Origin of the sequence: Neobacillus drentensis (genome assembly GCF_036966985.1) — a bacterium.
In the GTDB taxonomy this organism is placed as follows: Bacteria; Bacillota; Bacilli; order Bacillales; family Cytobacillaceae; genus Neobacillus; species Neobacillus drentensis_E.
This window is the reverse complement of the sequence record NZ_JBALSN010000210.1, coordinates 1-13,641: the sequence shown is the minus strand read 5'-3', so window position 1 is coordinate 13,641 and position 13,641 is coordinate 1. Positions and strand designations below refer to the sequence as shown.

12 protein-coding genes and 1 pseudogene are annotated in these 13,641 nt (G+C 39.0%); 3 read left to right on the top strand and 10 right to left on the bottom strand.

Going from position 1 to position 13,641, the window contains the following annotated elements:
• Positions 1–2: 2 nt before the first annotated feature.
• Complete coding sequence (locus V7659_RS14490) at positions 3–908, top strand: iron-hydroxamate ABC transporter substrate-binding protein (protein ID WP_335540606.1); 906 nt, start codon at positions 3–5, stop codon at positions 906–908.
• Positions 909–974: 66 nt separating this feature from the next.
• Here V7659_RS14490 and V7659_RS14485 read toward each other — a convergent pair whose 3' ends face one another.
• Positions 975–1,850 (bottom strand): 6-phosphofructokinase, encoded by an 876-nt coding sequence (locus V7659_RS14485; RefSeq protein ID WP_335540605.1) that lies wholly within the window; start codon positions 1,848–1,850, stop codon positions 975–977.
• 328 nt (positions 1,851–2,178) lie between these two features.
• Here V7659_RS14485 and V7659_RS14480 point away from each other — a divergent pair, with 328 nt between their 5' ends.
• Entirely contained in the window at positions 2,179–3,426 is a 1,248-nt protein-coding gene (locus V7659_RS14480; protein ID WP_335540604.1) for a GGDEF domain-containing protein, read from the top strand.
• 103 nt (positions 3,427–3,529) lie between these two features.
• On the opposite strand, the gene V7659_RS14475 is transcribed toward V7659_RS14480, so the two are convergent.
• The 3 genes from V7659_RS14475 to V7659_RS14465 form a co-directional block, all read right to left on the bottom strand.
• Positions 3,530–4,126, bottom strand: coding sequence for a biotin transporter BioY (locus V7659_RS14475; RefSeq protein WP_335540603.1), 597 nt, complete (start codon positions 4,124–4,126; stop codon positions 3,530–3,532).
• Positions 4,127–4,365: 239 nt separating this feature from the next.
• Entirely contained in the window at positions 4,366–4,896 is a 531-nt protein-coding gene (locus V7659_RS14470) for a GDYXXLXY domain-containing protein (protein ID WP_335540602.1), read from the bottom strand.
• A complete protein-coding gene (locus tag V7659_RS14465; protein WP_335540601.1) occupies positions 4,889–5,962 on the bottom strand; it encodes a DUF2157 domain-containing protein in 1,074 nt (357 codons plus the stop codon). Before V7659_RS14465 ends, V7659_RS14470 begins: the two co-directional genes overlap by 8 nt.
• A gap of 774 nt (positions 5,963–6,736) precedes the next feature.
• On the opposite strand from V7659_RS14465, the gene V7659_RS14460 reads away from it, so the two are divergent.
• A complete protein-coding gene (locus tag V7659_RS14460; RefSeq protein ID WP_335540600.1) occupies positions 6,737–7,273 on the top strand; it encodes a ribonuclease H-like YkuK family protein in 537 nt (178 codons plus the stop codon).
• A 55-nt stretch (positions 7,274–7,328) separates the two neighbouring features.
• On the opposite strand, the gene V7659_RS14455 is transcribed toward V7659_RS14460, so the two are convergent.
• From V7659_RS14455 to V7659_RS14430, 6 genes and pseudogenes are all read right to left on the bottom strand, one after another.
• Entirely contained in the window at positions 7,329–8,789 is a 1,461-nt protein-coding gene (locus V7659_RS14455) for a PAS domain-containing sensor histidine kinase (RefSeq protein ID WP_335540599.1), read from the bottom strand.
• A 247-nt stretch (positions 8,790–9,036) separates the two neighbouring features.
• Complete coding sequence (locus tag V7659_RS14450) at positions 9,037–10,431, bottom strand: M28 family peptidase (protein WP_335540598.1); 1,395 nt, start codon at positions 10,429–10,431, stop codon at positions 9,037–9,039.
• Between the two features lie 441 nt (positions 10,432–10,872).
• Positions 10,873–11,820, bottom strand: coding sequence for a siderophore ABC transporter substrate-binding protein (locus V7659_RS14445; RefSeq protein WP_335540597.1), 948 nt, complete (start codon positions 11,818–11,820; stop codon positions 10,873–10,875).
• An 18-nt stretch (positions 11,821–11,838) separates the two neighbouring features.
• Positions 11,839–12,600 carry an iron ABC transporter ATP-binding protein gene (locus tag V7659_RS14440; RefSeq protein ID WP_335540596.1) on the bottom strand — a complete coding sequence of 254 codons (762 nt, stop codon included), beginning with the start codon at positions 12,598–12,600 and terminating at the stop codon, positions 11,839–11,841.
• Positions 12,597–13,547 carry an iron chelate uptake ABC transporter family permease subunit gene (locus V7659_RS14435; protein WP_335540595.1) on the bottom strand — a complete coding sequence of 317 codons (951 nt, stop codon included), beginning with the start codon at positions 13,545–13,547 and terminating at the stop codon, positions 12,597–12,599. The genes V7659_RS14440 and V7659_RS14435 overlap by 4 nt, the downstream gene beginning before the upstream one ends.
• Positions 13,540–13,641 (bottom strand): annotated as a pseudogene (locus V7659_RS14430) (ABC transporter permease); the annotation flags it as partial. The pseudogene V7659_RS14430 and the gene V7659_RS14435, both read right to left, overlap by 8 nt.

Below are 13,641 nucleotides of genomic sequence, written 5' to 3'. Positions count from 1 at the left end.
TGATGTTATTTTTGGTAAGTGCTTGCAGTAATTCTGATGATACAAAAACAGACAAGACAACAGAAAAGAAAAATGCTGAAGTGACATTAACTGATGCGAAGGGTGAAGTGACAATCCCCGCTAATCCAAAACGAATCATCGCTCCTTATTTAGAGGATTCACTAGTGGCTTTAGGGGTAAGACCGGCTGCACAATGGTCAATCGGTGATACGGTCTTAGATTATTTACAACCAGAGTTAAAGGATGTTCCAAAAATTGGTTGGGACCTTCCTCTTGAACAAGTAATCAATAACAACCCAGATTTAATTATTTTCAGCTCTCCAACTGCCATTCAAAAAGGACAATATGAAGAGTATAAAAAAATCGCTCCAACCTACGTTTATAAGGACGAAGTAAGTGCTGATTGGCGTAAACAACTGACGCAAATGGGTGAAATCTTAAGTAAAAAGAAAGAAGCAAAAGAAGCTCTTGCCAATTACGATACGAAAGTGGCGGATGCGAAAACGAAGGTTCATGATGCTATTGGTGATGAATCAGCCGCTATTCTTTGGGTTATGGCTGATAAGTTTTATTTAATGGAAAACAATCGTTTCAGTGCCAATGTCCTTTATGGGGATTTAGGCATTAAACAGCCTGCTTTCGTTGAAGGTCTTGGCGGAGCTGCTGTCCAGTGGGATCCGATTGCTCTTGAAAAATTACCAGAAATCAAAGCAGATCACATCTTCCTTGTCAGCAAAAAAGGCGAAGCTGGTTTAGACATTTTGGCGAAGAGTTCCATCTGGAATGGTCTTGATGCAGTTAAAAATGGACATGTATATGAAATGAACGACCCATCCAACTGGACCATTAACGGTCTAAAAGCTAGTGAAAAAACGATTGATGAAGTAGTAAATGCCCTTAAAAAATAATGGTCAAAATACCAAAAAGGCGTCATCCCAAGTNNCCATTAATGGAATTAAGTATAAGTTCTTCTATCATTCAAACGAATCTATTTTAATTTGGTTAGATCGTTCAAGTCGAACTATTTCGAATGAATGACCTTCTCCTGCCCACTGAACCATTTTCTCTGCTAATTCGTTCGCATAGACCCGATCACTTACTGTTGGATATCCTCCAATACATTGAGCTTCATCAATCACGACGGAACGAAAATCCAAATCTAAAGCAGCCGAAATTTGCTCCTTAATATCAACTTCAGCAATCGTTTCATTAAATAATATAAGAGCATAGTTGCTTCCATCCTGATATCTTTGTGTAAGCTTATCAGTTACCCGTTCTATTTCCGCATTTGAGACCTCTTCAATTATTTCACATTGAAGAGCTGCAGCAGCAGTTTTTAGGAAAACTCCTGCCTTTTTTCCAGGAATATTAATCAGGAATAATCTTTTATTTGAGAATTGCAGGGAACCAGCCGTATCTTTAACTTTTAGGATACTATTTACAACTTCATTTACTGCACTATCAAACCCAAGATGATAGATATCCGGGTTCTGTTCACTAAATATATTAATAGGAATGAATAAAATCTGGCATTCATCATCCTTTTTAAGATTAGTAAGGTCTATTTCTTCTTCCTCGTTATAAAAGATATAAAGGATATCAAAATTCTTTACCAAGTTGTCATGTTGTTGTAACCAACTGGCATTGGAAAAGGAGCACAGTCTTTTTCCGCTTTCTGGCTCTTTAAAGAAAAGATATTCTAACTGGTTGTCCACTAATATATTGGTTTGAATTCCCGTAACATGATAATTGCCTTTCTTTTGCAGGCTATAGACCAATTGATCGATTACCGTACTAACAACTTGTGGAATAGTCCCTACTTTCACTATTCCAACCTTTTTCTCATTCATGGTGCTGTCAAGCCCCCTCTTCTGATGTTTTCTAACTTTATAGGTAAAAGCAGACAATTAAGTAATTAATTTGCCCAGTCTATTCATTTTTATTTGTAATCGTTCACACACCAAATATATAGCTATTATTTTTTATTTCAAGAATTTTTTGACTTTTATGACACCTAACTCAATTTAATCAAACGTTTGATTAGTTTTTCCACTTTTTATTTAAAGCCATTGATAATTTGATTATAAATTAAGAAATAATGTTAAAGCGTTTGGTAATGTGGAGATATTATTAAATATAAACGAATGGCTAGGCATTCGGAAAGCGAGCTGAACTTTTATGCTAAAAGCTAGATTATACGATATTTCACTATTTCTTACTGCCCTGGTCATAGCTTTTAGTTCAGACCGTATTTTAATTAATCATACTGATTTCTTTAAAGCATTAGCTTTTTTTTGGTTATTCTCTAGTCTGTATTATCACCTTCGAGTTTTATCTAAAAGCGGCACCACGAGTTGGGAACATGGAATTAGTTACGATTCTTCCTTTGCACTGTTTGCTGGTCCGTTAGGCTTATTCGTATTTGAGTTCATTTATCGTTTTACAGTATATTTTTATAAAAAGTGGACCAAAACCGCTGATCCAAATGAATTTTTAGATACCTTGTACAATATTGGCTCATTCGTGATTACTAACTCAATAGCCTATTTTTTGTTTCTCCACTTACAGTCGAGCTTTAATGACTTCCCTTTTGGCTTTTGGATTTTAATGTTGATAATAGTGAGTTTTTCTTTGCTTCTTTCAAGCATCTTCCTGGTCGTTGCCTTATATATTCTTGGAGATTTTAAAACCATAAAAGAGGGTATCAAATTTGTTTTAAAAAGCAGAAGCCTGCTTGATTATGGCACAGTGGCCTTTACAAATGGACTTTTATTTCTCTTTTTAAAAGAGGATAAATGGGAGATGTTGATCAGCCTTTTTATTCTGAATTACATTGTAAGTCGTTCCTACCATTCCAAATCACAAAGTATCCAACACAAACTGGAACGTGACAAGTTCGAGCAGATGGCCTATACAGACTTTTTAACTGGGGTTTTTAATCGAACCTTTATGGATAAAAAAATGGCCGAGTTAAATCGAACCGGGGAAAGAATTGGGATTGTCGTTGCTGACATCGATAAATTTAAAAGTATTAATGATAATTACAATCACGCTGTTGGTGATAAAGTGATTCAGCACTTCGCCAGGACATTAAACAGCTATCTCAGCGAAAACGATTATTTGTTCCGAAGCGGCGGTGAGGAATTTACTCTTTGTCTTAGAAAGAGAAATTTCGAGGATACATTGGAACTAGTTCATAGGATGCTAAACGGGGTCAAAAACAATCATGTGGATGTAGAAATTAATGGAGAGACTCTGTCTATTTCTTACACAGCATCATTTGGACTGTATTTCTATACAGCAAATGATCAAATCTCCATGGAAAAGGCATACATACAAGCGGACCAACTCCTGCTACAATCCAAACAACTTGGACGAAACAGAGTATCCGTCGAAAATACCCTCTCATCAGTGGAATTGAAATAATCGTGACATAAATGGTGTCGTTAGTGGTGTTGTTAGTGGTGTCAGGCACCAACAAAAGACAAATGTCCGCCGCAGGCGGACATTTAATTTGATCCAAATTATCTTAGGAAACACGCTTTAAATGTTTAAATTGCCCTTTGGATAGGACTGATTTTTCAAGTCGGTGAGCCATAATTCCCGCTAAGACTGCTAAGATGATGTCCTTTGGCAAAGGCACTACCATCCATAGCCAGGCCATTTTGTAAGTAAAACCTTCAGGTGCAGCAGCCCATATCTTGTAGGCATAGTACATCCAATTTGTACCGAAGAAGTAGTTCACAGCCATTCCGATTAGGGACGCAATGATAAAGGCTGGCACGGTTTTCTTCTTTTGAACGATTTTTCCAATAATAAACGCTGTGAAAATATATGATAATATAAAGCCGAAGGTAGGACTGAAAATGGTTGAAGGCCCTGCTCCAAATCTAGAGAAAACAGGAACGCCTACAAGTCCTACTAACATATAAACAACCATGGCAATTGACCCCAAGCGGCTCCCCAAAATTGCCCCTGCTAAAATAGCAATAAAAGTTTGCAGCGTAATTGGAACTCCGCCCACCACCATAAATGGTACAAAAGAGGTGATGTTAGCCCCTATTGCCATAAGGGCCACAAACATTCCCACTAATGTTAAATCCAACGCTCTTAATTTACGATTCATACTCCCACCCCGATTAATAGTTATAATCTTAAAATAAAGGGTAGGTCACACTATTGTCAACTAAAATATATTTATAGTTGACAATAAAAAGGTGTCAGGCACCAAGGAGGATCACTGTCCTCTCCACGCAGACAAAATGAAGATTTTGTCTGCGAACGGTGCCTGACACCATTTTTAACATCCACTTATAACATTCACTCTTAACATCCACTTTTAAAACTCATTTTTAAAACTCATTTTTACTTTGTGAATATATCGGTCAGGATGGCATATCCGTTGTTTACTTTTAGTTTTGCTAGTATTTCTCCTTTTGCTGAGGCTTTTTCCCATTCTGTTCCTGTGTTGTCCTCAAGGTAGTAGTTATCCAAGTCATAGCTAATAAAGGCGATTTCTTGGCCCTGGTTGTCTTTATCGATATAGCTGATCGTCCCGTTGAGGAATTCTCCCTTATCCGGTTTAGTAAGGGTGACCTTAAAAGGTGTGTGGACCCCATTCTTTTTCTCCATTAGAACGTACACTTCAAACTCTCCGCCCCGGTCCTGTAATCTTGTGACCACAGATTGTTCCACCAATTTTTTCGGGACCTCTTCCGCCTCATACTTTAATGTCACATAGTCGCCTCTAAATACATCAGATGGATCCAATGGTTTCGTTTGAAGGATCATTTCTTCCCCCGTTAACAAGGTATAAAGGGGCTTGACGCACATACCTAAAAGAATGAGCACTGGCACGCAACAAGCAAAAACTAACTGCTTTGCACGCTTATTCATGCACACTCACCCCTTTTTTCCTTTGTTTTTCAAAATAAAAACCGAAACCTAGCAACAAGAATCCTCCAATGATAAAGACAAACGATTTTGGTAAAAACTCAAAGGATAAATCAAGATAAAAACGAAAAATCATTACGCAAAGAATGATGATACTGAGCAGGCTTCCTCTTTTGATTAAATACAAGACATAAATCAGGTAGAGGATGGAAAAAGGAATGTACATCCAATCGAACGGCCAGCTGTCTTCAAAAGATAATAATAGTGCTGCCGCACCATGAACGAGGTAGCCTAATACAACGTAAACGTCTTTAATTTTCCCTTTCGAAAGAACCAGTGCGACACCGATAATCAAATAGATTAGACCGTACACATAAGCAAAATCATCAAAAGTATAGCCATTGATACAATAGCTAATGATTGTCCCGATGAAAGCCAGCGACAGCAAGCCAGTGACAAAACCAGTCAACTTTGAAAAACCTATTTTTTCATTAAGAATATATATCGCTGCAATCCAGAGCAGCGTCCAAAAAGGGATGTCTACACCTAGGAGGTATTGGCCATCAAGCATATACTTGAGGACAAAAAGGGAAGATGCTAATAAAATCCATTTTTCCCGTAAAACCCAAGCCAAGGGCAAAATGCCAAGAGACCACCATAAAAAGGCATTTTGAGAATTGGTTCCGAGATGAAACATTTGCTCGACAAGAAAAATCCCCGCCCCAAACACAAGACAGCCTAAATAATAAAGACTCATCGATGTCTTAGGAAAGTTCTTCTCCATTTTATAGCCCGCGAGATTACAAGCAATAAACAAGGCAATGATTAAAATGAATTTCACTGTTCTTCCAATTTCATCCCAATTGCTCGCGATAAAACTGAGTACTCCCGCACCAATTAAAATCGAACCCACATACAAAAGTGTTTTGTTAAACGAAAGTTTCTGCAATTCGTAAAGTGCTTCTATCTCTTGGGCCTTTCCAGCTGGCAGAATCTCCGAATCTTCAAAGTACTTAAGTTCCCGCTTTAAAAAATTTAATTCATTCTGTTTTACGATACGTTTCGTCAATCATCCCACCCCTTTTCGGGACCATTGAAAATCCCACTCACATCCACTTCAAGCTAGATGCCGTTCAGTTAAGTTTATTCGACAAATAGAGTGAATATCCTTTTAATTAAATAGTTCATAACACCCACATTCCTTCAAGATTTTGAAGGTAAAAAGTGAAGTGATGCAGCCCTTTAACGTTAGAAAAAGGTGTCAGGCACCCGAAAAAGACAAATGTCCACGAGTGGTTCCTGACACCTTTACTTTGTTAATATTTTTTATCCCGGCAGTTTTTGCAAACTTTGATAGTTTGGTTTGTTTCTGTTTGATGTGGATATAGTAGTTTGATTCTTGTTCTTTCACATATCGGGCAGGTTCCGCGCCCATTTGAAGGCAGGTAGCTGATTGTTTTCCCTCGGTTTCTCTTTGCCATCTCCATCCATCCCTATTCTTATTAGATTCTTTTCTTTATCTAATGATGGACTGGCACAAATATTGTTAGGCATATAATTGTTTTTAGAAAAAAGATGGTTCGAATTTTCATTTTGGTATAAGTGAGGCCTTTGTCCACGAACGGTGCCTGACACCCTGACATCACTAAATAAAACCACTCTCTAACATTGCTCACTGGCACCTTAGACAGCCATCAGGCATTTTTGCTCGCCATTCTACATACATTTCTAAGAAGATCATTTATTTCAATGGCTGCACGACTATATAACTCTTTCCATAAGATAGGAATAAGAGGCGAGACTAAACTTTTTCAGTTGGAAAGGAAAGATGTGGTGCTTCAATATGAAAAAAAGCGGAGCTTATCACGATTTGTTTCAAAATCTCCAAGAAAATGGGATGTCATTCGAGCAGGTATTTGAGCGAATCGTATCATTCATGAAGGTAGATCCTAATGGAAATTATAAATTAATGGTCGGCACAGATTCTCAAGTCCATAAATCTACGACTGTTTTTATTACCGGGCTTGTCATTCAGAATAAGGGAAAAGGCGTATGGGCGTGCATAAGGAAGGTGGTCATTCCTAGGAAAATGACGCACTTGCATGAGCGGATATCTCTTGAACTATCATTAACGGAAGAAATTGTTTCGATGTTCACCGAAGAAAGGAAAAATGAGTTAATTAACATTGTCCTTCCCTATATCTATCAAGGAGCAACCTTCACCATGGAGGGGCATATTGATATTGGTGCAGGAAAGCGGAACAAGACGAGTGAGTTTGTAAAAGAAATGGTTACCAGAATTGAATCTATGGGCGTTGAACCAAAAATAAAACCAAACGCCTTTGTTGCTTCCAGCTACGCAAATCGATACACTAAATAAGGGTATCAGACATCACAAAACAGTGTGATGCCTGACACCCTTTTTCAATTATTTACTAAAAGCACTCCAATTCAACTTTCACTGTCGTGCCTTTGCCCATTTTACTTTCAATGTTCATGGTGCCATTATGTTCTTGGATGATTTTATTGCTAACGGTTAGGCCTAGACCGATTCCTTTGTCCTTCGTCGTATAGAACGGTGTTCCCAAAAAGTGCATAAGTTCGTTATCAATCCCAATCCCTTCATCTGAAAAACGTATCTGTACACGATTGTCTGTAACCCTTTGGACATGGATATTGACATTCCCGCCAAACGGCATCGATTCAATCGCATTCTTCAAAAAATTAACAAAAACCTGTTTCAACTGATTGGGATTGCAATTTAAAAAAATATCCTTTTTGAGGTAATGGTTTTTAATTTGAACATTATGCAACAATGCTTGTGGATGTAATATATTTACCGTACTCTCTAATATCGTATGTAGGCATTCTTGTTCAAATTGAATCGCCTGTGGCTTCGCCAATGACATAAATTCATTGACTATGATATCAATACGTTCTAGTTCGTTCATGATAATTGATAAATATTCATCTTGTTTCGCTTTAGTGATTGTCTCTTTCAACAGCTTTGAAAATCCCTTTAATGATGTTAAAGGATTCCGGATTTCGTGAGCCACCCCTGCAGCTAATTGGCCGATAATTGAGAGCCGATCTAAATTTCGAAAGGCATCATCATTTTTAACTCGGTCCGTAATATTTCTGCCAACCGTGACATACGAATCAATCTCACCTTGCTCATTAAAGATGGGAGAAATAGTGGTCTCGGAATAGATCACTTCATTCCCCCCCGTTTTGACCTGCGTTTGAAGCAGTTGAGGTTCCTCTGTTTCTATTAACCTTAGATAAACCTCTTTAAAATGGTCGATTTCCTCTGGTAAGATAAGATCATAGACAGTTTTACCTATTAATTGATCAGGGGTATACCCAATCCCTGCCTCATGTGAGGGAGAAGCGTAGACAATCTTACCATCTTTTGAATACACCTTGATCATATCGTTGGCATTTTCTGTAATTAGCTTGTACAGTTCGCGTGTTCTTTTCAATTCTCTTTCAATATTTATATGGTCAGTAATATCACGAAAGATTGCGATGATTGCGATAATTTCTCCGCATGAATTACGAAACGGAGAATACGAAACGGCAATGTCTAGTATACTTCCATCTTTATGGTATCTTTGGGTAACGATATCGGGAAATGCCTTACCACTTTTGACTGATTCCATAATATCGTGCACGATGTCAGGCTGAGAAAAATCTTCTACCCTTTTCCCTATAATATCGTCCTCTGTATAGCCAAATATTTTCGTATATACATGGTTCACTCGAATAAACCTATTCTCCATATCAACCATACAAATCCCGTCCGCAGTACAGTCTAAAAATAAGTCAATTAAATCATCTGGATTATAAACCACAGAATCTTTCTCATTCGTAAAAATCGGGAAAAACTTTGACATAGAGATCTCTCCAAACACATCAATTATACTCTTAATCTCCATTTTACAGAGTTTTTCGATAAAGAAAAGAAGAATTTTACAAATGCGGTATCAGTGCAGTGTCAGGCACCACAGAAAGACACTTGGCCCATATTGTCCGCCCCACACCAACAACTGGATTTAAGTGTTGAACACGAAAGAACGCTTGGACCACTGGGATGTGGCCAAGCGTGTCTCTCACTTTTTATGAAGGGCTGTTTTGGGTTGATTAATCGACTGGGCGGTCCTCAAAGTCGTAGTCAACGGTGCCTGCTGCAACACGTGCCTTTTCTAATGCTGGTGTTTCTGGTCGGGCAATTTGATAAACGGATGCACCAACAATTTCAGCAGCCTGCTGCAGCTTTTCCTTGCTGATTTTATCTATTGTATCTGTCGGCTGATGGTACCATGGCTCTACCGGTGAGTGGATGAATAGTGCGGATGGAATTCCTAATTCATGGAACGGCTGGTGGTCGCTTCGCCCTAATTGTCCATAAGGAATAGCTACATTCATCGTCCTTACTCCTGCTGCAGCTCCTAAATCGGTAACAAGGTTCTTCTTACCGTCAATGGTATACATAATTAAGCCGCCCGCTGGGTTATCCGCTCCGGCATCACGGCCGCCGATCATATCCATTTGGAAGTGGGCAACCATACGTTCCACGTCACTTTGCGGAAGCTGGGAAGCATAAAAAGATGATCCTACTAAACCTCTTTCCTCTGAACCAAATGTTAAGAAACGGACTTCCGTATCAATTGGCGCTTTTGCAAAAATCCTCGCTAATTCTAGAACAGCGGATACCCCTGAAGCATCATCGTTTGCCCCTGGTCCTCCATGAACCGAATCATGGTGTGCACCGACTGTAACTATTTGGCCGGTGTCCTTATTCTTACTCGGCTTCAATTTAGCCTCAACAACATAGGATGTTTTCTCAATTTTTTCGATATCGACATCTAAGGATGCCTCAACTGGTCCAGACTTTAATTGCTCTACCAAAGCAAGTCCTTGATCCCGTGTAATTGCTACTGCCGGGATATTTTGCCCTTCAGCTGCTTGTCCAAAGTTGTTACCAGTTGGAATGCTGTTATACATGAGTACACCAACTGCGCCTTTGTTTAACACATTTTGTACTTTTTCAATAAACGGGATGTCCCCTCGTTCCACCAAGGCAATTTTCCCTCTGACTTCATCCGTAACTTCTGCCGACGTGGCTTTCCCAACATTCACAAGACCAGCTTTGACCTGTCCGCTCACGCTGCCGCTAAAGGCACGCGGTTCAGTCCCTGCCATATCGGCTCCACCAATTTTCACCCAAACATGGTTTGTTCGATAATCATAGATTGGGAATGGTAATACTCTTGTTTCAAAGCCTAAGCTCTTAAACTCGCCCTCTATGTATTTTACGGCACGAACTTCTCCTTCAGTTCCCGCTTCCCTTGGCTGCTCTGACAACAAAGCAATGTTGTTATACATATTATCAGCACTAATCTTCTTAATAATTTTATTATCAAAGGCTGTGTCAGATTGTCCATTTGGTGCACTCATTGTTTGAGCATAAACAGCCCCGCTAGACAAAACCATCCCTGCTGCAAGAATTGTAATAATAGATTTCCGACGAAACATATAATTCCCCCTTTTTTGTTATCAACCCCCTTAATTATTTACAAATGTTAACATTTAGTAAACTAGAATCGTACTACAAAACCCTTGCCAATCCTATATATTTCAGCATTTCCACACTATTGAGAGCTTAATAGTCCTTTGGAAATATACTCTAATTTAGTAACTATTTACTGTGACAATCTAGAAAAATAGAACCACTCCTAATCTATATCACATCATTCACGCATTATTAAATACCTAAGAACAAGAACGACGGTCTAGTATGCCTATAATTCGCTTATTTCCGAGGAAACTATACATATTTCGCATTACCCTTTCCCAACTTCGGATAAATCCTCATTTTTTTACGTAAGATGACAAAATCTTCACAAAGAAAAAGCACGCAGTTTAGACAGATATTTCTATCAAACTGCGTGCTTAATTACATTTTTACAAAACAAATTATAATGCACTCTCGATTTCTTTAGCCATTGATTTAACAGATTTTAAGCCTCCGCCACTTAGGTACCAAGTGTCTGCATCTAGGTAGACAATCTTATCGTTCTTAAAGGCCGTTGTTTTTTTAACTAATTCATTTTCAATGATTTCCTTTGCACCAATTTCTCCACCGACTGCCGTAGCACGGTCGATCACAAACAATACGTCAGGATTTTTCTCCATAATGTATTCAAATGTAATGCTCTGTCCATGTGTGGATACTTCTATATCTTTATCGGCTGCACCAAACCCAAATACATCATGGATTAAGCCGAAACGGGAGCTTGGTCCGTAGGCACTGACTTTCCCTTCATTTGCCAGCAAAATAAGACCTTTCTTATCAAGGGATGAAGCCTGTGTATGTAACTTTTCAATACTAGCATCAATCTCTTTTAATTCACTAGCCACCTTGTCTTCTTTGCCAAAGATTTCCCCAATTAGATTCATATTTTTCTCGAAGGATTCCATATAGTTTTCATAATCAAGGCCAATATAGACCGTTGGTGCAATTCCAGCAAATTGATCGTATAATTCTGCTTGGCGAGCAGAGATAAAAATAACATCTGGCTGCAGCTCGTGAATGGCTTCAAAGTCCGGCTCTTTTAAACTGCCGACATTCGTATATTTCTTATCCTCATATTTTTTCAAATAGGATGGAACCGCTGTTTGTGGTACCCCTGTGACATCGATACCTAACTCATCTAGGGTATCCAGGACACCAAAATCAAACACGACTACCTTTTCAGGGTTCTTCTTCACTTCTGCCTCGCCATATTGATGCTTAATCGTCATTTTCTCTGCTGTTTCCTTGCTGGCAGATGCCGTTTCAGTTTGCCCCTTTTCCTTTGAACCACAAGCGGCTAACACAAGAATCATGGCAAACACTAGCGTAAATAAACTCCATTTTTTCATCTCTAAAACTCCCCTTTATTATGAATTAAAATAAACACAGATTCTGCAGTCATTCATTTCCTGAATCGGAATTTCCATATCATAAATCTCACTCAACGCCTTTGACTGAATGATCTCCTCGGTCGGCCCATCCTTCACGACCTTACCATCCTTCATGGCAACAATCCGGTCAGAATAGACCGATGCAAAGTTGATATCATGGAGAACAATAACGACAGTTTTGCCAAGCTCATCGACCAATCTCCGTAAGATTTTCATAATCTGAACAGAGTGCTTCATATCCAAATTATTTAACGGCTCATCAAGGAGAACATACTCTGTATCCTGCGCGATCACCATCGCAATAAAGGCACGCTGGCGCTGACCACCGGATAATTCATCTAAAAAACTATCCTGCATTTCTGTTAAATGCATATACTCGAGCGATTGGGCGACAATCCGTTCATCATCCTCCGTTAACCGCCCTTTTGAATATGGGAACCTCCCAAAGGAAACAAGTTCTCGGATCGTGAGGCGGACATTCATATAATTCGACTGTTTTAAAATTGAAACCCGCTTGGCAAAATCATTCGATTTCATCCTGCGAACATCCGATTGATCAATCAGCACTTCACCTGTATCGGCATCGAGCAAACGGCTGACCATCGACAGTAGTGTGGATTTTCCCGCGCCATTTGGACCAATAAAGGATGTTATTTTTCCAGGTTGAATATTGATCGTAACATCTTTTACCACCGGCTTTTTTCCGTAAAACTTTGACAATGATCTCACTGTTATCATGCAGTTTTCCTCTCCTTTAGCAGTAAATAGATGAAATAGACACCGCCGATAAAGTTGATAATGACACTTAACGTCGTCGAAAAAGTAAAGACCCGTTCAACAAACCACTGTCCCCCGACAACTGCAATGATACTCATGAGAACCGCACCGCTTATCAAAGTCTTGTGTTTGTATGTATGGAAAAATTGATAGGACAGGTTGGCAACAATTAATCCAAAAAATGTTATCGGTCCGACTAGCGCTGTTGAGATTGAAATAAAGATAGAAACAATGACAAGCATTTGCTTCACAATTGAATCATATGGAACTCCTAGATTAATCGCCATCTCCCGCCCTAGTGATAAAACATCGAGATACTTTATATACCGCCATGCATAAATCAGCACAAGCAATACGATGACAATCGCCATCCACACAAGATCTGAATTGATATTATTGAAACTAGCAAACATTCGGTCTTGAACAATCAGAAACTCATTTGGATCAATCAGCACTTGTAAAAACGTCGAGATACTCGAAAAGAATGTTCCAACAATAATTCCAATCAATAATAAAAAGTAGATGGATTGACCGCCCTTTTTGAACAAGAATCGATATAAGAAAAGAGCAAACACAATCATCACGGCAACCGAAAGTAAAAAGTTTATCTGTTTATTGGTGACAATCAGATGGGAAGAACCTAGGAAGAAAATAATCACCGTCTGTAATAAAAGATAAAGGGCATCTAATCCCATAATGCTTGGCGTTAAAATCCGGTTATGTGTAATCGTTTGAAAAACCACGGTGGCATATGCGATGGTAAAACCCGTCAACACCATGGCAAGAACCTTTGTTACCCGCCTTGGCAACGCATATTCAAAGCTTCCATTTAAATCATGAATCAGGTATACGGCACAGCATCCCGCAGCAATCAATACGAGACAGGCCATTCTTAACGGATTACGCATAGGCCTTCCTCCGAAATAGCAAATATAAGAACGTTCCGCTGCCGATCACACCAACCATGAGACTGATTGAAATCTCATATGGATAAATGAGAAC